Source organism: Psychroserpens sp. XS_ASV72 (genome assembly GCF_041224425.1).
GTDB lineage: Bacteria > Bacteroidota > Bacteroidia > Flavobacteriales > Flavobacteriaceae > Psychroserpens.
In genome coordinates, this window is record NZ_JBGFGL010000071.1 from 215,064 (window position 1) to 239,990 (window position 24,927).

The 24,927-nt window shown below is 35.9% G+C and carries 23 protein-coding genes; 10 read left to right on the forward strand and 13 right to left on the reverse strand.

The genetic code is table 11. The features are described 5' to 3' along the window. Positions 1 to 10: 10 nt before the first annotated feature. Together AB9K26_RS04725 and purH are read right to left on the reverse strand one after the other, a co-directional pair. Positions 11 to 1,039 carry a rod shape-determining protein gene (locus AB9K26_RS04725; protein WP_369971389.1) on the reverse strand — a complete coding sequence of 343 codons (1,029 nt, stop codon included), beginning with the start codon at positions 1,037 to 1,039 and terminating at the stop codon, positions 11 to 13. Between the two features lie 65 nt (positions 1,040 to 1,104). After that, positions 1,105 to 2,634 (reverse strand): bifunctional phosphoribosylaminoimidazolecarboxamide formyltransferase/IMP cyclohydrolase, encoded by a 1,530-nt coding sequence (gene purH, locus AB9K26_RS04730; RefSeq protein ID WP_369971390.1) that lies wholly within the window; start codon positions 2,632 to 2,634, stop codon positions 1,105 to 1,107. 176 nt (positions 2,635 to 2,810) lie between these two features. Here purH and AB9K26_RS04735 point away from each other — a divergent pair, with 176 nt between their 5' ends. Next, positions 2,811 to 4,061: an ABC transporter permease gene (locus tag AB9K26_RS04735; protein ID WP_369971391.1), complete on the forward strand. Its 1,251-nt coding sequence runs from the start codon at positions 2,811 to 2,813 to the stop codon at positions 4,059 to 4,061. Positions 4,062 to 4,068: 7 nt separating this feature from the next. Here the strand turns inward: AB9K26_RS04735 and AB9K26_RS04740 are convergent, their stop codons facing one another. Continuing rightward, positions 4,069 to 4,536 (reverse strand): GAF domain-containing protein, encoded by a 468-nt coding sequence (locus AB9K26_RS04740; RefSeq protein WP_369971392.1) that lies wholly within the window; start codon positions 4,534 to 4,536, stop codon positions 4,069 to 4,071. A gap of 86 nt (positions 4,537 to 4,622) precedes the next feature. Here AB9K26_RS04740 and xrtF point away from each other — a divergent pair, with 86 nt between their 5' ends. From xrtF to AB9K26_RS04770, 6 genes are all read left to right on the forward strand, one after another. After that, complete coding sequence (gene xrtF / locus AB9K26_RS04745) at positions 4,623 to 5,174, forward strand: exosortase family protein XrtF (RefSeq protein ID WP_369971393.1); 552 nt, start codon at positions 4,623 to 4,625, stop codon at positions 5,172 to 5,174. Beyond that, positions 5,167 to 5,595: an exosortase F system-associated protein gene (locus AB9K26_RS04750; protein ID WP_369971394.1), complete on the forward strand. Its 429-nt coding sequence runs from the start codon at positions 5,167 to 5,169 to the stop codon at positions 5,593 to 5,595. The genes xrtF and AB9K26_RS04750 overlap by 8 nt, the downstream gene beginning before the upstream one ends. 63 nt (positions 5,596 to 5,658) lie before the next feature. Then, a complete protein-coding gene (locus tag AB9K26_RS04755; protein WP_369971395.1) occupies positions 5,659 to 6,072 on the forward strand; it encodes a hypothetical protein in 414 nt (137 codons plus the stop codon). A gap of 73 nt (positions 6,073 to 6,145) precedes the next feature. Then, a complete protein-coding gene (locus tag AB9K26_RS04760; RefSeq protein ID WP_369971396.1) occupies positions 6,146 to 6,877 on the forward strand; it encodes a heavy-metal-associated domain-containing protein in 732 nt (243 codons plus the stop codon). Further along, positions 6,878 to 9,118, forward strand: coding sequence for a TonB-dependent receptor domain-containing protein (locus AB9K26_RS04765; RefSeq protein WP_369971397.1), 2,241 nt, complete (start codon positions 6,878 to 6,880; stop codon positions 9,116 to 9,118). Between the two features lie 12 nt (positions 9,119 to 9,130). Beyond that, entirely contained in the window at positions 9,131 to 9,484 is a 354-nt protein-coding gene (locus AB9K26_RS04770) for a heavy-metal-associated domain-containing protein (RefSeq protein WP_369971398.1), read from the forward strand. Here the strand turns inward: AB9K26_RS04770 and AB9K26_RS04775 are convergent. The 10 genes from AB9K26_RS04775 to miaB all read right to left on the reverse strand — a co-directional run bounded on the left by AB9K26_RS04775 (position 9,481) and on the right by miaB (position 20,853). Continuing rightward, a complete protein-coding gene (locus AB9K26_RS04775; protein WP_369971399.1) occupies positions 9,481 to 10,128 on the reverse strand; it encodes a DUF6090 family protein in 648 nt (215 codons plus the stop codon). The genes AB9K26_RS04770 and AB9K26_RS04775 overlap by 4 nt on opposite strands. Before the next feature lie 10 nt (positions 10,129 to 10,138). Next, positions 10,139 to 12,508, reverse strand: a complete 2,370-nt coding sequence (locus tag AB9K26_RS04780) for a hypothetical protein (RefSeq protein WP_369971400.1) — start codon at positions 12,506 to 12,508, stop codon at positions 10,139 to 10,141. Positions 12,509 to 12,689: 181 nt separating this feature from the next. Further along, positions 12,690 to 14,321: a chaperonin GroEL gene (groL, locus tag AB9K26_RS04785; protein WP_369971401.1), complete on the reverse strand. Its 1,632-nt coding sequence runs from the start codon at positions 14,319 to 14,321 to the stop codon at positions 12,690 to 12,692. A 58-nt stretch (positions 14,322 to 14,379) separates the two neighbouring features. After that, entirely contained in the window at positions 14,380 to 14,655 is a 276-nt protein-coding gene (groES, locus tag AB9K26_RS04790; protein WP_369971402.1) for a co-chaperone GroES, read from the reverse strand. A gap of 146 nt (positions 14,656 to 14,801) precedes the next feature. Next, positions 14,802 to 15,158 (reverse strand): preprotein translocase subunit SecG, encoded by a 357-nt coding sequence (gene secG / locus AB9K26_RS04795; RefSeq protein ID WP_369971403.1) that lies wholly within the window; start codon positions 15,156 to 15,158, stop codon positions 14,802 to 14,804. A 3-nt stretch (positions 15,159 to 15,161) separates the two neighbouring features. Then, positions 15,162 to 16,115 carry a hypothetical protein gene (locus tag AB9K26_RS04800; RefSeq protein ID WP_369971404.1) on the reverse strand — a complete coding sequence of 318 codons (954 nt, stop codon included), beginning with the start codon at positions 16,113 to 16,115 and terminating at the stop codon, positions 15,162 to 15,164. Positions 16,116 to 16,121: 6 nt separating this feature from the next. Further along, positions 16,122 to 16,634, reverse strand: coding sequence for an LPS assembly lipoprotein LptE (gene lptE, locus AB9K26_RS04805; protein WP_369971405.1), 513 nt, complete (start codon positions 16,632 to 16,634; stop codon positions 16,122 to 16,124). Between the two features lie 85 nt (positions 16,635 to 16,719). After that, the gene (locus AB9K26_RS04810; protein WP_369971406.1) at positions 16,720 to 17,985 is read right to left on the reverse strand and encodes a sigma-54 interaction domain-containing protein; all 1,266 of its coding nucleotides are present in this window, start codon (positions 17,983 to 17,985) and stop codon (positions 16,720 to 16,722) included. Positions 17,986 to 17,988: 3 nt separating this feature from the next. Continuing rightward, positions 17,989 to 19,404 carry a hypothetical protein gene (locus AB9K26_RS04815; RefSeq protein ID WP_369971407.1) on the reverse strand — a complete coding sequence of 472 codons (1,416 nt, stop codon included), beginning with the start codon at positions 19,402 to 19,404 and terminating at the stop codon, positions 17,989 to 17,991. Positions 19,405 to 19,407: 3 nt separating this feature from the next. After that, entirely contained in the window at positions 19,408 to 20,853 is a 1,446-nt protein-coding gene (gene miaB, locus AB9K26_RS04820) for a tRNA (N6-isopentenyl adenosine(37)-C2)-methylthiotransferase MiaB (protein ID WP_369971408.1), read from the reverse strand. Positions 20,854 to 21,025: 172 nt separating this feature from the next. On the opposite strand from miaB, the gene AB9K26_RS04825 reads away from it, so the two are divergent. The 3 genes from AB9K26_RS04825 (at position 21,026) to topA (ending at position 24,925) form a co-directional block, all read left to right on the forward strand. Beyond that, positions 21,026 to 21,784 carry a hypothetical protein gene (locus AB9K26_RS04825; protein ID WP_369971409.1) on the forward strand — a complete coding sequence of 253 codons (759 nt, stop codon included), beginning with the start codon at positions 21,026 to 21,028 and terminating at the stop codon, positions 21,782 to 21,784. Between the two features lie 46 nt (positions 21,785 to 21,830). Then, a complete protein-coding gene (locus AB9K26_RS04830) occupies positions 21,831 to 22,271 on the forward strand; it encodes a hypothetical protein (RefSeq protein WP_369971410.1) in 441 nt (146 codons plus the stop codon). A 149-nt stretch (positions 22,272 to 22,420) separates the two neighbouring features. Beyond that, positions 22,421 to 24,925 (forward strand): type I DNA topoisomerase, encoded by a 2,505-nt coding sequence (topA, locus tag AB9K26_RS04835; protein WP_369971411.1) that lies wholly within the window; start codon positions 22,421 to 22,423, stop codon positions 24,923 to 24,925. Positions 24,926 to 24,927: the final 2 nt, after the last annotated feature.

Consider the following 24,927-nt stretch of genomic DNA (forward strand, 5'->3'; position numbering starts at 1 on the left):
GTATTCTCAGTTATTTAATCAATACACCTTTAAATTTTTGTAAGTTTTTAAGTGTAATTCCTGTGCCTCTTACAACAGCTCTTAGAGGATCTTCAGCAATATAAACAGGTAAATCTGTTTTTTGCGACAGACGCTTATCCAGTCCTCTTAACATCGATCCACCACCAGCTAAGTAAATTCCTGTGTTGTAGATGTCAGCTGCTAATTCAGGAGGTGTTTGTGAAAGGGTTTCCATCACAGAATCTTCAATTCTCAAAATGGATTTATCTAAGGCTTTAGCAATTTCACGATAAGATATCTGAACTTGTTTAGGTTTTCCTGTCAATAAATCACGTCCTTGAACACTCATGTCTTCTGGTGGAAGATCTAAATCTTCCGTAGCAGCTCCAATTTGGATTTTGATTTTTTCAGCAGTGCGATCACCAACGTATAGGTTGTGTTGGGTTCGCATATAGTAAATGATGTCATTCGTAAATACATCACCAGCCACCTTTACCGATTTGTCACACACAATTCCACCTAAGGCAATAACAGCAATTTCGGTTGTTCCACCACCAATATCAACAATCATGTTTCCTTTAGGTTGCATGATGTCTATACCGATACCGATAGCAGCAGCCATAGGTTCGTGTATCAGGTAAACTTCCTTTCCATTAACACGTTCGCAGGATTCCTTTACCGCTCGCATTTCCACTTCAGTAATACCAGAAGGAATACAAACAACCATACGCAAGGCAGGCGTGAATAATTTCTTTTTTAATGCAGGAATGTTTTTGATGAACATACTGATCATCTGCTCTGAAGCATCAAAATCAGCAATCACACCATCTTTCAAAGGTCGGATGGTCTTGATATTTTCATGTGTCTTTCCTTGCATCATGTTGGCTTCTTTACCAACAGCAATAATTTTACCGGAAACTCTATCTCTTGCCACTATGGACGGATTGTCAACCACCACCTTGTCATTATGGATGATCAATGTGTTTGCAGTCCCAAGGTCAATGGCTATTTCTTCAGTCAGGAAGTCAAAAAATCCCATGCGCTATTCTAATATTTTGAGGTCGTTACTATAATCAATTTTCGACGTTTTGTAAATGTAGTAAATTAATGCTTAAAATGACGTGTTCCAGTCATTACCATAGCTAAATTATTTTCGTTACAATAATCAATACTCAATTGGTCCTTAATGGAGCCTCCAGGTTGGATGACAGCGGTAATACCAGCTTTATCAGCAATCTCAACACAATCTGGAAACGGGAAAAAGGCATCACTTGCCATGACAGCACCTTTCAAATCAAAATTAAAGGACTTGGCTTTATGAATAGCTTGGTTTAAGGCATCCACACGACTGGTTTGACCAGTTCCACTGGCACAAAGTTGTTTGTTTTTAGCTAAGACGATGGTATTCGATTTGGTATGTTTACAGATTTTAGAGGCAAATATCAAATCATCAAACTCCGATTGTGTCGGTTTATTGTTGGTTACTTCAGATAAATCTTCAATAGCATCTGTTTTGTTGTCACGATCTTGAACCAAAACACCATTTAAACAGGTTCTAACAGTTGTTTGAGGAAATTCAACATCATGCAATATCAAGAGTATTCTGTTCTTTTTTCCTTTAAGAATTTCCAATGCCTCTTCGGAAAAAGAAGGCGCAATGACCACTTCACAAAACAAGGAATGAATTTCTTCTGCTGTAGCCTCGTCAATTTCTGTATTGGCAATTAAAATTCCACCAAATGCTGAAACAGGATCACCTGCCAAGGCATCAACATAAGCTTGATGAATACTATCACGTTGCGCAAATCCGCAGGCATTATTGTGTTTTAAAATGGCAAATGTTGGAGCTTCATTTTTAAATTCCTGCATCAAATTCACAGCGGCATCCACATCCAATAAATTGTTATAGCTCAATTCCTTTCCGTGGAGTTTGGTAAACATCTCATCAAAGTTTCCGAAGAAGAAACCACGTTGATGCGGATTTTCACCATAGCGTAAAACCTTTCCGTTTGTCTCACTGATTTTTAAAGCAGCAATATCATGGTCTTTATTGAAATAATTGAAAATAGCAGAATCATAATGCGAAGACACATTAAAGGCTTTGGCAGCAAATTGCTTACGATCTTCTTCTGATGTCTCTCCATTTTTGGTTTGAAGAAGTGTTAAGAATTCTGAATAATCTTCAACTGAGGACACACAAACCACATCTGCATAATTTTTAGCGGCAGCTCGAATAAGTGAAATACCACCAATATCTATTTTTTCGATAATGTCCTGATGCGAAGCACCAGAAGCTACTGTTTTTTCAAACGGATATAAGTCAACAATCACCAAATCAATTTGAGGAATATCAAAATCGCTTAACTCAGCAACATCACTATCATTGTTTTGACGGTTTAAAATTCCACCAAAAACTTTTGGGTGTAAAGTTTTAACGCGACCACCGAGAATGGATGGGTAAGAAGTGACTTCCTCCACAGGAACCACATCAATACCTAAGTCCTTAATAAATTTTTCAGTGCCACCAGTAGAATAAATAGTAACATTTTGTTTATGAAGCTCTTGTACAATAGGTTCTAACCCGTCTTTACTGAATACAGAAATTAAAGCCGATTTAATCGTTTTATTGCTCATTGTTGTTGTGTTGTTGAAATTTTAGTTGTGTAAAAATGACGTTAAAAAAATAAAGCCCAAAAATACATATTATCAAGGGTTATTGATAGTAAAAAAAGGAGTTTATTTAAGTTTTTTGTAACAATAAATTGTTGAAAACGTCCTATCTTTAATATTTAGAAAATTGAATTCATTTTATGCTTCTTTATCTAAGGTTATTCAAAGAAAGTTTGTCGTTTGCCATAAACGCACTTCGGAACAACAAACTCAGAACATTTCTATCACTATTGGGAATAACCATAGGTATTTTTTCAATCATAGCGGTTTTGGCTGCAGTAGATTCCTTAGATAAAAGTATTAAGGATCAATTGAGTGGTTTGGATAAAAACACCATGTACCTCACCAAATTTTCGTTTGGACCAACTTCTGTACCAAGATGGCAGCGCGATAACTTTCCTCAGGTAGAGCATGATGATTTTGAATTTGTCAGGAGAAATATACCTGATGTTGATGCCATTGCTTATGTGATCTTCGGAAGCTCAGAAAATATACGATATGAGGGCAAAACTGTTTCAGGTGTTAATATTACACCTGTATCGAACGGCATCTATGAAATTGAAAATTTTAAGGTTGAAAAAGGACGTTTTTACACCGAATCTGAATCGTATTCAGGTGCTCCTGTTATCGTCTTGGGAAGTGCCACGGCAACCAATCTGTTTGATAATGCCAATCCGATTGGGAAGACGGTTAGAGCCTATGGAAGAAAACTGAAAGTTATTGGAGTTCTAAAAAAAGTAGGAAGTGGTTTAGGTGATTCTCCTGATGAACGTGCTTATGTACCAGCAAATTTTGTAAGACGATTCAATAATGGTGGTGCTAATGGTTTACCTGGAGCAGTCATCATAAAGCCAGAGAAGGATATTGATATCGCAGCTTTTGAATCTGTTTTAAAACAAAAGTATCGAGCGTATCGTGGCTTAAAAGCCGATGAGCCCGATAATTTCTTTGTCAATAAACTCTCTGGTTTAACCGATTTTGTTGATGGAATCATCAGTTTTATGAATGGTATTGGTTGGTTGATTAGCGGATTTTCACTTTTGGTTGGTGGCTTCGGAATTGCCAACATCATGTTTGTGAGCGTAAAGGAACGAACCAATCTTATTGGGATTCAAAAATCATTAGGCGCCAAAAACAAGTTCATTTTATTTCAGTTTTTGTTCGAAGCCATCATTCTATCGTTAATGGGAGGTGTCATCGGGATTGTTTTGGTATGGATTGTCTCCATGATTGCTTCCAACATGGCTGGAGATTTTGATTTTGTCCTATCGCTCTACAATATATTCCTCGGATTTGCACTTTCAACGTTTATCGGACTTATCTCTGGAGTGATTCCTGCAATTTCTGCATCACGATTGGATCCTGTGGAAGCGATCCGTACAGGAATGTAAATCAACTTTAGCTATTGTTCGATATTCTTTTAGAGATTTCTTGACAGACAAACTCCAAAAAACGCTCATCAGCTTCTGTAAAAGGATCTGCTGTGTTTGAATCAATATCTATCTGGCCAATATTTTCTCCGTTCACAAAAATTGGAATGACAATTTCAGCTTTTACCGTAACGCTACAGGCTATGTAATTGTCTTGAGCAGATACATCTGGCACCACAAAATTTTGGTTTGAAACGGCTACTTGTCCGCAAATCCCTTTGCCAAAAGGAATTATGGTGTGATCGGTAGGTTCGCCAACATAAGGACCTAACTTCAATTCGTTTTTATCGCCATTTTTAAAATAGAAGCCAACCCAATTATAATAGGATATGTGATGTTCAAGTAATTTGCAGACCTCAAACAATTGTGCCTCAAAACTTAAGTTTTGGTTGCTTAGGATGTCTTTTACTTGAGGTTTTAGGGCGTCAAATGTCATTTGTAAAAAAATTTTGGTAAAAGTATTTAAAAAGTGACATTTCTATTGTCATTTTGTATAATTTTAACTGAATAAAATGCACACGTTTGAAGTCACTTTTTCAGAAATATAAATCTGTCGTTACATTTATCTTTACCTTTCTTGCAGTTTATTTTGTTTTGACTTTTGCCTATAAATTTTATTTGGATTGGTCTGATGGTTCAAAATTTTATCCCGATTATTTTACGAATTTGGTGGCACGACAAAGCGAGTCTTTAATACAAACTTTTGGTTACGAATCGAGAATTTCACCACATCCTGAGGAACCTTCCATGAAATTGATTGTCAATGGAAAATTTGTAGCACGAGTTGTGGAAGGCTGTAACTCCATAAGTGTTATTATTTTATTTGTGTCCTTTATTGCTGCTTTTGCTGGACGATTTAAGCCTACGTTTATTTATTTGCTATCAGGAAGTGTTCTGATTTATGTGGTTAACTTGGTACGAATAGTAATTCTTTCTATCGGATTGTACCATTACCCATGGAGACGAGAAATTTTGCATACAGTTATTTTTCCTCTGATCATTTATGGAATGGTCTTTTTGCTTTGGATGTTTTGGGTGAACCGTTTTGCTAAATTAAAAACAAAACATGTCTAAACCAGTGAAATACATATTGCTATTAGTGCTAATTGGTTTATTGGTTTTAATTCGCGTTTTTGAAGACGAACTATTTTACGATCCTTACTTATTGTTTTTTAAAAGTGATTATTTGCACATCGATTCACCAAGGCGTGAGGTTTTGAAACTAACCTTGTTCACGACTTTACGATATGTCTTGAATTCAGCAATTTCTCTAGGAATTATTTATGTGTTTTTTAGGGATAAATCCATTATTCGCTTCTCGGTAGTCATTTATGCTATAGCCTATGTGATTTTAATTGCGGCATTTCTGTATTTTGTCATTCATCCTAGGCAAGAGGATTACTATCTATTTTTTAATTTAAGACGATTTTTGATACAGCCGATTTTGTTGCTATTACTTCTGCCCGCATTTTATTATTACAAGATAAAGCAGTAGTGTTAAGGCTTTTCTAAAAGCTTACAATACCCTTAATTTTTTTGTACTTTTGTACTTGAAATTATGCTTAAGCAAATTACATATAAGATGTTTTCGGCCTTCATGGCAATAATGGTCTTGTTTTTAACAGTGTCTTTTACTGTAGAAAAACACTACTGTGGAGGTGTTTTAATTGATTCAGCTGTTTTTACAAAAGCAAAAAAGTGTGGCATGGAAATGTCAACTTCGAAAGCTTCAACAGCAACAATGAAACATTGCTGTAAGGACACAAAAGAAGTTGTTAAGGGACAGGACCAACTTAAAACATCAAAAGTTGATAATCTTTCATTTGAACAGCAACTTTTCGTTGCATCTTATTTTTACACTTACCTAAAACCTTTCGAGCAGTTACCTAAGCTCGTGATACCTTTCAAAGACTATAAACCACCCAATATTACGAGGGAAATTTATGTTCTTGATGAGGTATTCCTTATTTAATGTTTAGTATTCAAAACGTTTGATTGAGATTTTAAATCTCGAATTTATTGAATCACTAATACATTTTATAATCATGATACATACATATACAATCTCAGGTATGACCTGTGGCAACTGTGTGGCGACAGTTGAAAAGGCTTTGTTGGATGTTGATCAAATTGATGATGCTGATGCCAATTTGGAATCGTCTTCAGTTACCATTCATACGAATGCTGATATTTCATTGGAAAAACTTCAAAAAGCATTGCCATCCAAATACAAAATATCTAAAACAGATACCAAAAATGTTTTTGCAAACAATACCACTTCAAAGGAAGCTGAACAAAGTGAATGGAAACAATTGTTTCCGTTATTCTTAATCTTTGCTTATTTGTTTGCTGCTTCAATTTTATTGAATAAAAATCTATGGAGTGTTCAAAATTTTATGCTGGATTTTATGGGTTTATTTTACATTGTCTTTAGCTTTTTTAAGTTTTTAGACTATAAAGGATTTCCACAATCTTTTAGAATGTACGATCCTTTGGCGAAAGCAATTCCATTTTACGGATGGCTGTATCCTTTTTTGGAACTAGCATTGGGATTACTGTTTTTGATGCGCCTTGAAATCCCATTGGCATTGATTGCAACTCTGATCATTCTAGGAATTACAACAGTTGGTGTTGCACGAACATTGTTGAAAAAAAATGCCATACAGTGTGCTTGCCTAGGAACGGCCTTAAAACTTCCTATGACCAAAGCGACTTTAATCGAGAACAGCATTATGATCGTCATGGCGATTGTCATGTTACTTAAAACCTATAATTAGATGAGAACTATAGTTATAATATTGTTGATGGTTCCATTCCTGGTTGGTTCTCAAGAGCAGCTATCAGGAGAGATCTTGGAGCTTACTAATGATAATAAAGAACAGCCGCTTTTTGGAGCTAATGTATTTTGGCTCAATACCACAGTTGGAGCGGTTACGGATTTGGATGGAAAGTTTAGCATTCCATATCAAAAGACCTACAAAAAATTGGTGATTAGTTATGTTGGGTATCAAACCGATACCTTAACAATCGATTCGCCAAAATATATCAAGCATATTCTAAAGCCCAATAGCCAACTCGATGAAGTGACTGTAGTAACAAGAAAACAATCTACAGCTAAATCGTATTTCAAGTCCGCTAATGTGATTACGGTTAATAGCGATGAGTTGTTAAAAGCAGCATGTTGTAATTTGTCTGAGAGCTTTGAAACCAATCCTTCGATTGATGTAAATTTTTCGGATGCTGTAACAGGAACACGGCAAATTAAAATGTTGGGTTTAACCAGTAAGTATATTTTGATTACTACTGAAAACATTCCTTCAATAAGAGGTGCTTCTCAAGCATTCGGATTGAGTTTTATTCCCGGAACATGGGTTGAAAGCATCCAAATTACGAAAGGTGCTGGAAGCGTAACCAATGGGTTTGAAAGTATTGCTGGACAAATCAATGCAGAGTTGCAAAAACCAACGAAGGACGATCGCGTTTTTGTAAATCTGTATACAGCTACCAATCAACGTTACGAACTGAATACGCATCTCAATACCAGAGTGACTGAGAAGTGGAGTACAGGCTTATATATTCATGGCAATACACGCCAAATGAAAAACGACGTCAATAATGATGGTTTTTTGGATATGCCTTTGAGTGATCAGGTCAATGTATTGAATAGATGGCAATATACCAACCCTGAAAAGGGATTGGTAAGCTTCATAAATCTCAGGTATTTAAGTGATGCCAAACAATCAGGTCAAGTCGATTTTGATCCAGATCGCGACAAGTTTACCACTAATTTTTGGGGCAGTGAAATCGAAACAAAGCGTTTCGAACTAACCACAAAGTTTGGTTACGTGAACCCTGAAATTCCATGGCAAAGCTTAGGTGTGCAATTGGCTTATAGTACGCATAATCAAAAATCATACTTTGGATTAAATAGATATGATATCAACCATAATAGTGTCTATTCAAACGTGATTTATAATTCTATTATAAGCGATTCCAGACATAAAATCAAAACGGGTTTGAGTTTTACCTACGATCATTATGATGAGCTGGCTATCAATACAGAATTTGAACGTAGTGAACGCTCTTTCGGTGGTTTTTTCGAATACTCCTATGACAATTTGGATAAACTGTCTTTAACAGCTGGAGTTCGTTTTGACACCCATAATTTGTTGGGTGAATTTATAACTCCAAGATTACATATACGATATACACCTTGGGAGAAATCGGCTTGGCGTTTTTCTGTTGGAAGAGGGATTCGCAGTGCCAATATTTTTGCTGAAAACCAGAATATGTTTGCAACGTCAAGGCAGATTAATATCTTGGATACTAATGGAAGTATCTATGGCTTAGACCCAGAAATTGCATGGAATTATGGTGTTTCCTTCTTGCAAGGGTTTAATCTTTTTAGTCGTAAGGCAGATGTAACAATCGATTTTTATCGAACCGATTTTCAGAATCAAGTGGTTGTGGATTGGGAAAATCCGCAAGAAGTTAATTTCTACAACTTGAAAGGTGATAGCTTTGCCAATAGTTTACAGGTAGAATTCAATTATAATGTATTTGAACGTTTTGACATCAGAACCGCTTATAAGTATTACGATGTGCAAACCGATTATCTTATAGGAAAACGCTCTAAACCTTTGATTCCTAAACATCGACTTTTCGCTAATGCTTCTTATGAAACAAAAGCAGAAGAGAGCTCTGGTTCTCAATGGAAATTTGATGCCACCTACAACTGGTTAAGCGAGCAGCGATTTACTTCAACAGCTACAAATCCGATAGCATACAGATTACCAAATCAATCACCAACCATTGGTACTTTGAATGCTCAGGTAACTAAAGTGTTTTCAGAAAAATTTGAAGTATATTTAGGTGGTGAAAACATTACAAACGTAAGACAAGAGAATCCTGTTTTAGGAGCAGACAACCCTTTTGGGCCAAATTTTGATACCACCTTTGTATATGGTCCGATTTTTGGAAGTATGTATTACGCAGGATTACGATATCGATTAAACTAAAAATAAACAAGGATGAAAAATTTAATATTAGTATTGACCTTTTTATTAACTACAGTAAGCTTTGCCCAAAATAAAAATGCTAAGGCTTCCATTGAAGTGGATGGCGTTTGCTTAATGTGTAAAGAACGCATTGAAAAAGCAGCCATAAGAACCAAAGGTGTAAAATCTGCCATTTGGAATGTGAAAACACACGAGTTAAAATTGATTTATGACGAACGAAAAACAAATTTAGATACCATTCAGAAGCACATTATTGCTGTTGGTCACGATACCAAAGACATGAAAGCGACTGATGAAGCCTATAATAGTGTACATGCTTGTTGTAAGTATCGTGATATTGACGTCCAAAAGGACCACAAAAATTAGTAGGTACTCAAAGTAGATAACATACCATTACAGTTTTCAATGCCACGTTCCGTGGCATTTTTTTTGATTATTAATGCGCCATAAATACTTTGCAAAATATTCTTTAACAAGGTTTCATCTTGAAAAGCAAATTGGCCTTGTCGCATGAGGTCATAATTGACATGGTTGATGAGATAATCTCCCAAATATTCACGATGGATGATTTCAAGTCTTTCATAATCCTTTAAGATGGATTTGTAACTTGAGTAGTGCGATTCAATAGCAGATTTGATTTTAAAATCATCAATGAGTTTATAGTCGCCTGAATTGACCATCGTTTGATAGGTAATGTCCTTTGGAAAAAAAGAAGATAAACCAAATACAGAAAACAGCTCTTGAGTACGTTTTATTTTTTCTGGGTTTTCAGTATTCAGAAGCGGCATGAAACCATTGAGTGTTTGAATTTTAGCTCCAATTGCATTTGCGTTTTCCTGAAGGGTTTTCTTATCGGCTTCAATGTCTTGCTTGATGTTGCTTAAATATTGTGTCTTAAGTGTTTCATTGGTCTTCAATTCAGAACATTTGTTCATGCTGAATGCAATGGTAATACCTATGATTACAATTAGAATTTCTCCAAGCGTGTATTGCCAGTTGATCTTTTTCATAAGCTATTAATTATTCTAACGTTAGGGTTTTGATTTCAGATATTAGAGTGCCATCATCTGCAATTCCTTCGATATATAATTTGATCACCTTTGTTTCAGTTTTTGGAAGCAGAATTTTTGATGACACATTTTGAGGTAGCTCTAATTTAGGTATCCAGCTAATGACGCCATATTCTTTAAAAAAACTATTATTATAAGAATTGTAGAGTGGTGTATAAAACGTTTTGGGAGAAGTAAATCCAATAGTAGGTTCACTAACGGTGTAGTTAGCACTTACTTTACTGGCTTCCTTGATATCAAAAACTGAATTTTCTTTCATGTAAATCCGTATCACACCACCTGAGCCACCACTCATGCTTTGACCAAGCCCTCTTTTGTCAATATAAATTTTTTCAATGTTAGCCGAAGGCAATTCATATAAAACATTGAAACTTTGCAGTTGCACATCATCAAGATAGATGGTTGGTTCAGGATATTGCTCGCCACTAATACTGTTTGGAATTCGTGACTGTATGACAACTTGTCCAAAAGTTTGCGACACTTTATAACCATGGGTTCTTAGATAGGAAATGACATCTGGATAGGTAAGACCAGCATTTTCATCAAATATTTTTGTGCTTTTCTTGAATGAGCGTTCAAAAGATTGGAAACCTACTACAGGTGTTTTTTTCTTAGAGGAAGAAACCACTACTACTTCATCAAGATCAACGGTTGAGTTTTGTGTCCAGTTTTCTAAAATAGGTTTACCATAGGTTTTCTGAAATTTGTATACATCAACGGTTTTACTGCTCAAGCTATCAATAGAATTAAATACCTTATAAGTTACATTTAGAGTTGGTTTTAAAAACTGCATCTTTTTATTCACATAGGAGAACTTTAAATTTTCATTATCTGCAACTTTGAAATTTGGAATTTTAAAGCCTTTATTTTTATCGAGAGGAATAAACTGTGCTGAATAATATTGGGTTGAATACATGTACAGACTATCAGCATCGGCATAATTGCCATTGATGCCTCCGGCTAAGGTAATTCCTTGTTCAAAATCATAAACTTCGGTTGGAGGGTTTTTGAAAATATCATTCCATTCGTATCGACTCCAACCTTGGGTAAGTAAGAGGAGATCTAGATCTTCACTTTTTTCAGCATTAGGTTTATAAAAATAATATTGAGGGGTTTCAATATAGCCTTTTACATAAGGTCTTAAATAAAATGCTGAAATAATGTTATGATTGGGTTGATAGCTAATGGTAGTTTCGGGTAGGACTGAAATACTAAGATTGAAATTTTCCTTCTTGTAATGATACATTGATAGCGCAAGGCTATCATTAATGCTAGGTAATTGGGATAGGAAAACCGATTCGCTTTTTAAAGAACTGCTATTGAAAAACAAGCGTTCATTAATAGGTCTGTTTTCAGAATCTATAAGTGTAATCGTGTTGACGCCTTCGAACAAGACCTCTTTGTTAAGTGCGAGTGATTTCCTGGTTGATTGACCAAAAGATAATGGTAAAAGTTTCATGTCACCATCTTTGTGAATAGCAATTTTAAAGGATTTGTTTTTAATGTTTTTCAAGGTTTCGTTGTTGGTATAAAACGACATGACGATTTCATTTTTATCACTATTGTTAATGAGCATGCTTATACCTTCCAATTCCGCTTTTGGAAGCTGTTTTGTAATGGTTTCTCCATTTTTAAAAGTGATTTCAGCAGTGTAAGCTTTATTGGGTTCAGGTCGAAAAATGAATTTCCCCATTCCAAAGGTATTGGATTCAAAAGTCAGCAATTCAAAATTTTCACTGTCTAACACTTTACCTTTTACAACAACACCTTGTCCGAGATGATCAATTGCCTTAAAGCCTATGTGGTTTTTGGTGTCAGCGATACAGTGACCACCTTCCGGTAAAAATTGAAAATCATAGGAAATCGCTTCTTTTTGAGGCTCAGCATAGTTTTTGTCAACTATGAGTATCTTTTGAACAAAAGCATCATTTTCCTTAAAATTCTGCATCCAATTGGTGGAAGCTTTCACATAGTAAGTTCCTGAAGTATATGTGGAATCAATCTTGAAACTTCCATGAGCTCGTCCGTTTTCGGCTAAGAATAGTTGTTTTTTTATTTGTTTTCCTTCAGAATTATAAATGCCGACATATATATTAGTGGTTTCTTTGAATACCTTGTGCTGTCTTCGATCGTAGGTATAGGTTTTAAACCAAATTTCCTCACCAGAAATGAACGTTGTTTTGTTTAGGTGAACAAACATTGTTTCTCTTGGAAGGTTGAAATACTCAGGATATGCGGTTTCTATTTTAGGATTAGATTGGCTAAGAACATTTAAAGGGAGACTTAGAAAAAATATAAGATAGAACAATTGATATTTCATGTTTTAAGCTATTATGACTTAAAGTTACTATTAAATTTGAATTCTGATTTAAATCAAGACCATGAATTGTTTCAAAAAAGAAAAGCCTTTGATTTCTATCAAAGGCTTTTTTATTTCTCTGAACTCATTTCTTATGGTATTTATCCGTAAGAGTGAGTAACTCATCTGTGACGATTCGCCACTACATCATGCCTGGCATTCCGCCTCCCATAGGTGGCATTCCTGCAGGTTCGTCTTCTTTAATATCTACTAAAGCACATTCTGTAGTTAAGATCATTCCTGCTACAGAAGCCGCATTTTCCAATGCGATACGTGTTACTTTCTTAGGGTCGATGATTCCAGCTTTAAGCATATCGACATACGTCTCAGATTTGGCATCAAAACCGAAGTCTTTCTTGCCTTCCAATACTTTATTGATAACTACTGAACCTTCACCACCAGCATTTTCAACGATGGTTCTTAAAGGTGCTTCAATAGCACGTGCTACAATTTGAATACCAGTTGTTTCATCAAGATTATCGGTTGTTAGCTTTTCAAGAACTTTAATAGCTCTTACAAAGGCAACACCACCACCAGCAACGATACCTTCTTCAACAGCTGCTCTAGTCGCATGAAGGGCATCATCAACACGGTCTTTCTTTTCTTTCATTTCTACTTCAGAAGCAGCACCTACATATAATACAGCAACACCACCAGCTAATTTTGCTAAACGTTCCTGTAGTTTTTCCTTATCGTAATCGCTTGTTGTAGTTTCAATTTGTGCTTTGATTTGGTTGACACGTGCTTTGATGTCAGCGTTTTTACCATGACCATTCACAATCGTTGTGTTGTCTTTATCAATAGTAACGGTTTCAGCAGTACCTAACATGCTTAAGTCAGCATTTTCCAAAGAGAATCCACGTTCTTCAGAAATTACCGTTCCACCAGTTAAGATGGCAATGTCTTCCAACATGGCTTTTCTACGATCACCAAAACCAGGAGCTTTTACTGCAGCAATTTTCAATCCGCCTCTTAACTTGTTAACCACTAAAGTTGCTAAAGCTTGGCCTTCTACATCTTCTGCTACAATCAATAAAGGTCTTCCAGATTGTGCAACAGGTTCTAAGATTGGAAGGATTTCCTGTAGATTGGTAATTTTTTTATCGAACAACAAAATGTACGGATTCTCTAAATCTGCAATCATTTTATCAGAATCGGTTACGAAGTAAGGAGAGAGGTAACCTCTGTCAAATTGCATCCCTTCCACAACGTCAACATACGTATCTGTTCCTTTGGCTTCTTCTACTGTGATGACACCTTCTTTTCCAACTTTTCCAAAAGCTTGGGAAATCAATTCGCCAATGGTATCATCGTTATTTGCAGAAATAGAAGCCACTTGCTTAATCATTTCAGAAGAGTTGCCCACTTTTTTAGATTGCTTATCTAAATTTTCAGTAATCGCTTCAACAGCTTTGTCAATACCACGTTTTAAATCCATTGGATTCGCACCTGCAGCAACGTTTTTCAAGCCTTCCTTAACGATTGCTTGAGCCAATACAGTTGCAGTAGTTGTACCATCTCCAGCTAAATCATTAGTTTTGGAAGCCACTTCCTTAACCATTTGAGCTCCCATATTTTCAAGCTCATTTTCCAATTCGATTTCTTTAGCAACAGAAACACCATCTTTAGTGACTTGAGGTGCACCAAATGATTTTCCAATGATAACGTTTCTACCTTTTGGTCCCAATGTTACTTTTACTGCATTTGCCAATGCATCCACACCACGTTTCAATCCGTCACGTGCTTCAATATCAAATTTTATATCTTTTGCCATAATTTTATAGTTTTTAAATTAAAAATGCCAATAACCTTAGGTTAGTGGCTTGTGATTATTATACAATTGCTAAAATGTCGCTTTCACGCATCATGAGGTAATCTTTACCTTCAAGTTTTAATTCTGTTCCAGAATATTTACCATAAAGAACCATGTCACCTTTTTTTACTGTCATAGGTTCGTCCTTAGTTCCTTTACCAACAGCGACAACTTTACCTTTTTGTGGTTTTTCTTTGGCGTTGTCTGGAATGATAATTCCTGAAGCTGTTTTAGTTTCAGCTTCAACAGGTTCGATAAGAACTCTGTCTGCTAATGGTTGAATGTTTAAGCTCATATTTTAGTTGTTTTGATTTAAGTTATATAATTATTTAAACGCTTTGAAATATGCTAAAAATGTGCCAGTCATTCTAAACTGACAAACTTTCAGAAATAAAAAATGCCAACTGTTGAGTTGGCATTTCGTATATTGTTTTTTAGAGCTTAATTCCCTAAAGAATCAGCTGGAGTTGCAGTATCATCTGCTGTACTATCTGGAGTAGTTACTGGAGTGGATGTTTCTGTACCATCTCCATCAATAACTTTTGATTCTTGATCTCCACCAGCACCTGGAATGGCAAAGTTAGATGCCAATATCAATGCTAAAAGTAATGTTGCTAATGCCCAAGTACTCTTGTCTAGGAAGTCGGTTGTTTTCTTAACACCTCCTAATTGCTGAGAGCCTCCACCACCAAAAGTAGATGATAATCCGCCACCTTTTGGGTTTTGTACCATAATGACAACGACTAGTAAAAAAGCAACTAGTATGATTAAGACTAAAAATATAGTAAACGTACTCATTTCTTATGTGTTATTTTCTTGTAATTTTTTGACTGCTTTAATTTGGTCTGCAAAGAAACCACTTTTTTCTGGATATTTCAAACTTAAAATTTTATAAGATTGAATCGCCTTTTCATAATTTTTTTGTTCGAGGTAAATACGTGCTAAAGTTTCTGTCATCAAGCCATCATGTTTGACTGTGTCCTCAATTTTCAAATCAATTTTTGGCGTGTCTTTGGAAGGAACAATCTTCGGATTGCTTTCCAGAAACTTGTCAATGAGCTCGAACTTTTTCGAAATACTGTCATCAGAATGATTCGCTTCAGCTTCTTCATTAGTATTTTGAATTACAGGTTCGGTTTCTTCTCTATTGATGGGTTTGAAGCTGGTTATTTTGAGCCATTCAGTAAAGGAATGGGTTTCAGATTTATCAAACTCTAGAGGTTTTCCTAACTGCAAGGTGTCTTCAGGTGTTTCTTCAATATGCTTAGCATCAATATCCAGTATCACTTGTTCTGGAGTATTTTCACGAAGAGATAAAAAATGTGCCACATCGTCAACTTTTACCTTTTCCTCAAATAATTGAGGGTCTAAGACGCCTTCCGTATTTTGAATGTGTTGTTTTAAGGCATCATCGATAGTGACACTTTTGTTGACAGAAATATCATCCAAGTCCTTAACTTCAATATTTTTGAGATGTTCGGAATTTTGTTTAATAAGATCAGAAATCTCATTTTGATTAAAAATCTCTGAAGTTATGTAATCAAATAGAATACTGCGATCGGTCGTATAGGCTGCCGTTGTTTTTAATTCTTGATTGTACTTGTAACTTTCCTTGTTCTTTAAACCTTTTAGATACAGAGCTCTTACAGATTGTGCATAGGGAAACTCATTCACAAGCTGTTTGAGTGTTTCTGTCTGTTCAGCTGTGATATGCTGCGGATTTTGAAGTATGTATGTATAATCAGTTGTATTCAAATTGCATTACCATTTTGCTAAAGTAGCATTAAAAACATCTTGGGTGATGCGTTCAAAAATTTCCGCTATAGCAGTGTCTTTTTGTGCGCCAATCAATTGTGCGCTTCCTTGATAATCGTAAAAAAATGAAAACCGTTGTTCAAACTCTTCATCAGGAAGATTTTTGTCATAAAATCGAACATTCACACTTATGGTCAAACGGTTTTGTGCTGCTGTACTATTGGCTTGCGCTGTTGTTGGTGAAATTCGGTATTCGGTAATTTCGCCATCGTATACCAAGTCACCACCTGAATTCACCAAACTTAAATTGGTTTGGTTTTGGATTAGATCTTGTAAAGCTAGAGTGAAGTCTCTATCCAATCCAGGTTCTACCAATGCAGAGGTATTTTGAAAATAATTAACCTGAAAGGTTTCAATATTGTCTGCAATGGATGTTCCAGTGAAAGAATATGGGCCACAACTCGTAAGAATTAGCGGTAAGCAAAGCACAATAAATCTAAGTCCTATTTTTTTTCTCATTTGTATGTTGGTGGTTTTACTTTCATGCTATTGACATGAACGTGCATTGAAATCTCAATATTTTGCTAGCCATCATAAACTTGTCTTAAAGGTCATATTGTTTTATCTTACGATAAAGAGTTCTTTCACTAATACCCAATTCTTGTGCAGCTAACTTACGTTTGCCATTATGACGCTCTAGTGATTTTTTTATGAGTTCCAATTCCTTATCTTGTAAAGATAGGGTTTCTTCCTCTTCAATTTCCTCAGCAAAGTGATATTTGTCCTGACTGGTATCTTCAGAAGTTTCTACAAAATCGTTCTTTTCAGGAATTGATAAAACCTCAAGGTCTTCATAGTCGTTGTTTAAAGCTTCTGTATCGTTTTCACCATAAATTTTTTGGATCAAATGCTCATTGTCCTTTTGAACCTGATTAGCATTACCGCTTTTCATCAATTCCATTGTAAGCTTCTTTAAGTCATTTAAGTCGCTTTTCATATCAAAAAGCACTTTGTAAAGAATCTCACGTTCATTACTGAAATCACTTTCACTCTTGGAGCTGTTAACCACAGCAGGTAAATTATTGGCTTGAGTAGGTAAGTAGCTTCTCAAGGTGTCTGCTGAAATGCTTCTATTTTGCTCCAATACTGAAATTTGCTCAGCCACGTTACGCAATTGTCGGATATTTCCATTCCACCTGTGTTTTTGAAGCACTTGAACAGCATCATCATTGAGCTTAATGGTTGGCATTTTATATTTTAAGGCAAAGTCGCTCGCAAATTTTCTAAACAATAAATGAATATCGTCTTGTCGATCTCTAAGAGGAGGCAAATGGATTTCTATTGTACTTAACCTGTAGTAAAGATCTTCTCTAAACTTTTCTTTTTTTATGGCTTCGAACATATTGACATTCGTTGCGGCAACGATACGCACGTTGGTTTTTTGAACCTTACTTGAACCCACTTTAATAAACTCACCATTTTCAAGTACACGTAGTAAACGTACTTGAGTAGTTAAAGGTAATTCGCCAACTTCATCCAGAAAAATAGTACCACCATCGGCGACTTCAAAATAACCAGAACGTGTTTGGGTTGCACCAGTAAAGGCGCCTTTTTCATGACCAAACAATTCACTGTCGATCGTTCCTTCAGGAATCGCACCGCAATTCACAGCAATATATTTACCGTGTTTCCGATGTGATAACTGGTGTATAATTTTAGGGATGCTCTCTTTACCAACACCACTTTCACCAGTGACTAATACCGAAATGTCGGTAGCAGCAACTTGAATCGCTTTTTCTATGGCGCGATTGAGTTTTGCGTCGTTTCCTATAATTCCGAAACGTTGTTTTATGGCTTGTACTGATTCCATTGATTAATTTTCATAATGTACTTCATAGCTTGCTCCTCCTTCAATATGTCCCCATCCTAATTTAGATGGAAGTTCATTAGACTCTGTAAAGTGCGCTCCATATAAATATCCATAATCAATGGTTCCATCTAGAGTTGAGCCGTTATATAAATAACGAGTTTCAAAATCTGTACTCGTAGCACCTAAATTAGGGAAGAATGTGTGTTGTAATAATGGAGAAGGGTTGGGTAGCAAAAAAATGTTGTTTATTATATTTTGATAAGGGTTGAAAAATATATTTACTAAGTTTTCGCCTTGGTAACTATAGGAGTAATCTTTGGATATTTCAGTATACCAACTGTAACTAAAAGTTTCACCCGTCTCAGGGTTGTAACCTAAAGATTCAGAGAATGATGATAACAAGTTTTCTGAATTAGCATCATAGTCATAGGTTTCTATAACCACATCTACACTGGACAGAAATGTTTGTTTATGAATTAGTTTATTTTGATTATTGAAAGTGAATTTTATTGTATATAAACCTGGTGGTTGATTTCCATCATATGCATACACAATATTTCCATCATGGACTAAAGAATAGCTATAAATGTCACCTTCGTCATCGATGGTAATTTGAGTTATTTCATTGTTAGCATTATAATCGTAAGTAATAGAATAGTTATCTGTATTATTGATATACGTAACAAGCCTATTTTGGTAATCATATTGAAAATCTACAATAATATTATCATTAGAGTCGAATACTTTGTCGAACAAAGTCCCGTCATTTAAAAATGTATATTTTTCGGTATAATTGGATTTTGTGCCTTTATAGATTTCTTTTAAAATTGTGCCAGCACCATCAAAATCTGTTGGATCCAAAAGATCGGTTCCGTCATTCAATTCCCTGCTATTTGTTCTACCATCATTATCACAATCTTCTTCCAGCCAATAGTCAAAAGGTTCTAAATCCTGACTTTCGGTAATAAAATCACAGCCGTCCAATACATTTGTGTTATCAATTTCTTCCTGGCCATTTGAAACAAAGTCAGAGTCACAATTAAGGGATTTCCATTCATCTGTAGGCTCTAAAGTTCGGTCACTCAAAACAAAACTACATCCAACGAGAGGAGAAGTACCGTTGTTATTAACAGTGTTGTCGCCATCAGGATCCAATTCCTTCCAATTGGTAACTCCGTCGCCATCGCAATCGAGAGCTTTCCATGCGTTGGAAATAGATGGATAATATTGGCTAGATTGTCTGAAGTCACAAGGATCGTCAGGGCTTGTATTATCAACAACCTCTTGTTGGTTGGTCACACCATCGCCATCAATATCATTTGGATTGACCTGCTCGGTTTCCTCTTCTTGTGTGTCATCATTGCTAGCACATTGATAAGCAAGTAAAAAGATAAAAAACAGGAATAGAATTTTTTTCATTTTTTAATTGTTGTCGGAAAGGCCAACGGCTTTTCCAATTAAAGTAGCACTTGTACAATCTTCAACATACACATTTACAAATTCGCCGACCTTGTAATGTTCCTTAGGAAACACAACCATGGTATTTTGCTCATTACGACCTGCCCAATGTTCTGAAGATTTTTTAGATTCTTTTTCAATAAGAACTTCAACGATTTGATTCAAAAATTGTTCGGTATTGAACTTACTGTGTTCTTGTTGTAGATCAACAATTTCAGCAAGACGTCTTTTTTTGATAGCTTCTGGAATATCATCTTCCAATTTGCGTTCAGCTAAGGTTCCAGGGCGTTCCGAATAAGCAAACATATATCCAAAGGCATACTTGACTCTTTCCATTAAACTTAATGTATCTTGATGGTCTTCTTCTGTTTCCGTAGGAAAACCAGTAATCATATCATGGGAAATGGCACAGTCTGGAAGGATGCGTTTGATATTATCAATAAGATCAAAGTATTCTTCTCTTGTATGCTGTCTGTTCATGGCTTTCAAAATACGATTACTGCCACTTTGCACAGGAAGGTGAATGTAATTACAGATATTATTGAACTTCGCCATGGTTTCCACCACATCAAGTGTCATGTCTTGAGGGTTTGATGTTGAAAAGCGAATGCGCATTTTGGGTTGTGCTTTTGCGCAAAGCTCCAACAATTGAGAAAAGTTCACTGCAGTTGCTTTTTGCATGTCACTGGCTTTGTCAAAATCTTTTTTGAGTCCGCCACCATACCATAAATAACTATCCACATTCTGACCCAATAAAGTGATTTCCTTATAGCCTTTACTCCATAATTCATTCACCTCTTCAATTATGCTTTGAGGATCACGGCTGCGTTCTCTACCGCGTGTAAAAGGTACAACACAGAAGGTGCACATGTTGTCGCATCCACGTGTTATGGACACAAAAGCGGTCACACCGTTGCTGTTCAATCTTACAGGAGAAATATCGCCATAGGTTTCTTCCTTAGAAAGAATGACGTTAATAGCGTCTCGGCCTTCTTCAACTTCAGATAAGAGATTTGGAAGGTCTTTGTAAGCATCAGGACCGACAACTAGGTCTACGATTTTCTCTTCTTCAAGGAATTTCGTTTTTAAGCGTTCAGCCATACAGCCAAGAACACCAACCTTCATTTTAGGGTTGATACGTTTAACAGCATTGTATTTTTGCAAACGTTTTCTAACAGTTTGTTCGGCTTTATCTCGAATGGAACAGGTATTGACCAAGACCAAGTCGGCTTCTTCCAGTGATTGGGTTGTGTTGAACCCTTCTTCAGACAATATGGAAGCCACAATCTCACTGTCACTAAAATTCATGGCACAACCATAGCTTTCGATAAAAAGCTTGCGTGTATTGCCCTTTTTCTCTTCAAGTACTAGAGATTGTCCTTGTTTGCTCTCGTCTATAGTTTTCTCCATAAGTGCTTTTTGCAATAACGAAATTGTCGTTGACTTTGTGTTTCAATTAGCATGCAAAGATAGCATATTTTAAAGAAATATGACAAAGTGTCAGAATTAATTTTGCTTTGAAACTACGAATTAATTTGCGTTCTTTGATAGACTAACCATCTAAATAATTAGAATTATGTTAATGTCAGAAATTCAACAAAAAATACAACATGCCATTGCACTTGATTTTGGAGAGATTTTTAATGAAAGTATAGAGTTGTTTAAAAAATCTTGGGTTCAAGGTTTGATTATTGTCTTGTTAACATTTGCGCTATCCATTCCTTTTATTGCTGTTATTTATATTCCCATGATAGCATTTGGTATTCTTGGTGAAAGTAATCCAAATGTGTTTGAAGACGTTGCGCCTTTAATTATGATTGTGTTCTTTGTGATTTTTATTTTGATGATGCTTTTTCTAATTGTAATCTCCTTAGGTCTAAAAGCGGCATTTTTTAGAATTTTATACAAATTCGATATGAATACAAATGAAAAAGAAGATTATTTTTTCTTTTTAAGACGCCCTTATTTGATGAAGACCATTAACTTGTCATTGGCCTACTTAGGAATCACACTTTTGGCTGCTATCTTGTGCTATCTGCCATTGTTTTATGTGTTGGTACCGCTAAATTTACTTCTGGTTGTTTATGCGTTTAACCCAGATTTAACAGTTTCAAATCTAGTTAAGTTAAGTTTTGAATTAGGGAACAAAAAATGGCTCATCACCTTTGGGTTGATTTTCGTTTGTAGTTTCTTGGCTCAAATAGTAGGCTTTTTAATGTGTGGTGTGGGTATTCTTGTTACTGCTTCATTTGTTTCGATACCACTATATTTCATTTATAAAAAGGTTATTGGTTTCGAACCGCCAGAATATACTCAAATACAAGGCAATCAGAATTTTTGACGCAACCATTTGATTGCTATTGCATCTAAATGATAAATAGGTATCTATGAAGTGTTTGAGGAATTTAATGTTTTTGGTTTGTATGCCATTATTGCTCATGAATACACAATGCGATGATGATGACATGCAAGTGAGTAACTGTGGCCAGCCTGCTGTTATCGACAGTGCTTTTTTTGATAATGCCGTTTCAGCTGAATTTAATTTAGTGGATTTTGACTTAAATGATGATTGTCTCACGGTTGAAATAGGAGCAAGCGGTTGTGATGGAAGTACTTGGAGTTTGGTTCTGGTAGATTCAGGTGCTGTAGCAGAATCGTCTCCAGAGCAGCGCTTTCTGAAATTGGTTTTTACTAATGATGAGTCCTGTTTGGCGGTATTTACGCAAACAAGGGTTTTCAACCTATCGAATTTGCGTGTGGAAGGATCAAATCAAATAGTACTTCACATTGAAGGTCTTCCCGAATCTCTTGATTATATGTATCCATAAAGACTATAAATAAGTTATTAAAGCTCGATTTTATCGGGCTTTTTTTATGTTTTGTCGTATATTTTATTGTGAATTTTTCTTATCGAAATTTTAAAAATTAGGGAGATAAATTTTTTTTCATATACATTTGTAGCCTGAAAAAATCAAATATGCCGAAGAATTTAGTTATTGTAGAGTCACCAGCAAAAGCCAAAACCATTGAGAAATTTTTAGGAAAGGATTTCAAGGTAGAATCGAGTTTTGGACATATTGCCGATTTGCCTTCAAAAGAATTGGGAGTAGACGTAGATGGTGATTTTAAACCTAAATATCAAGTTTCAAAAGACAAGAAAGAGGTCGTAAAAAAACTAAAGGCTTTAGCAAAGCAAGCTGAAATTGTATGGCTAGCTAGTGATGAGGATCGTGAAGGAGAGGCAATAGCATGGCATCTTGCTGAAACATTGGGTTTAGATAAGTCTAAAACCAAGCGTATTGTTTTTCATGAGATTACAAAATCAGCTATCAAAAAAGCCATTGAAAATCCGAGAGGTATTGATTATGATCTTGTTGATGCACAGCAAGCACGTCGTGTTCTAGATCGTATTGTTGGGTATGAGTTGTCTCCAGTATTATGGAGAAAGGTCAAAGGTGGCTTATCTGCTGGTCGTGTACAATCGGTTTCAGTACGTTTAATAGTTGAGCGCGAACGTGAGATTCAAGACTTTAAGCCAGAAGTGTCTTACAGAATCGATGCTGAATTTTCAAATGAAGATGGCCAAAGCTTTAAAGCGAAACTTCCAAAGAATTTTTCTTCAAAGGAAGAGGCGTACGCTTTTTTGGAAGATAATATCAACGCAAACTTTAAAGTAGCAGATCTGACCAAAAAGCCGGCAAAAAAATCGCCAGCGGCACCATTTACAACTTCTACGCTACAACAGGAGGCTTCAAGAAAACTTGGGTTTTCTGTGAGTAGAACGATGGCAAATGCGCAACGACTTTACGAGGCAGGTTTGATTACATACATGAGAACTGATAGTGTGAACCTTTCAGATGAAGCTAGAAAAGGAGCAGAGGCTGAGATTGTAAATGCCTACGGTTCAGAATTCAGTAAGCCTAGAAATTATAAAGGGAAAACCAAGGGAGCTCAAGAAGCTCACGAAGCGATTCGTCCAACCGATTTCACAAAGCACTCTTTAAATGCAGAGCGTGATCAAGCCAGATTATACGATTTAATTTGGAAGCGTGCCATTGCATCGCAAATGAGCGAGGCCGAATTAGAGCGTACCAATGTTAAAATTGAGGCTTCAACGCATGGTGAAACCTTTACGGCTAATGGTGAGGTCATCACTTTTGAAGGATTTTTGAAAGTCTATCTTGAAGGGACAGATGATGAAGATTTAGAGCAAGATGGGATGTTGCCAGCAATGCGTGTCAATGAGACTTTACTCAATAAATATATTACTGCAACCGAACGTTTCTCGCGTCCACCTTATCGTTATACTGAAGCGTCATTGGTAAAACAATTGGAAGAATTGGGTATTGGTAGACCTTCTACTTACGCGCCTACAATTTCTACCATTCAGAATAGAAATTATGTTGAAAAAGGATCTAATGAAGGTGAAGAGCGAAATTATACACAACTTACTTTAGAAACTGGAAAGATTTCAGATGTCACCCTTACCGAGAAAGTGAATAGTGATAAAGGAAAACTCGTTCCAACAGATATTGGAATGATTGTGACCGATTTTTTAGTAAATCACTTTGGAAACATTTTAGATTATAATTTTACAGCTAAGGTAGAAGCTGATTTTGATGAAATTGCTGAAGGCAAGGAAGATTGGACCCAGATGATGAAGGAGTTTTACGGTAATTTCCATCCGAAGGTTGAGGATGTTGCTGAGAATGCCGAGCGTGAATCTGGTGAACGTATTTTAGGAACCGATCCGAAAACAGGAAAACAAGTAAGTGTTCGTTTAGGCAAATTCGGACCTATGGTTCAAATAGGAACAGTTGACGATGAAGAAAAACCTCAGTTTGCAAGTTTGTCTCCAGATCAGCAATTAACAACCATTACTTATGAAGAAGCAATGGAGTTGTTCAAGCTTCCTAAAGAATTAGGAACCTATGAAGGTGAAACTATAGAGGTTAATAATGGACGTTATGGACCTTATGTGAAATTCGGAAAGAAATTCGTATCCCTTCCAGCAGGAACGAATCCGTTGGATGTAGAATTAGATCAAGCCATTGAACTGATCAAGGAGAAACAAAAAGCTGACGCTCCTATATATATGTATAAAGATTTACCTGTTCAAAAAGGGAAAGGTAGATTTGGTCCTTACATAAAATGGAATAATATGTTTATCAATGTTAATAAGAAATACGATTGGGATCATTTATCCGAAAGTGACATTGAGGAATTAATTGAAGATAAAATCCAAAAAGAAAAGGATAAGCTCATCCATAATTGGGAAGATGAAGGTATACGTGTTGAAAAGGCGCGTTGGGGAAGACACAGAATTATAAAGGGTAAAACCAAAGTTGAGCTTCCAAAAACAATTGACGTTTCAGATATGTCATTAGAAGAAGCAAAATCGTATCTTGCGGAAAAAGCACCTAAGAAAAAAGCGGCTGCTAAAAAAAGAACTACTAAAAAGAAAACGACTTCTAAAAAATAATA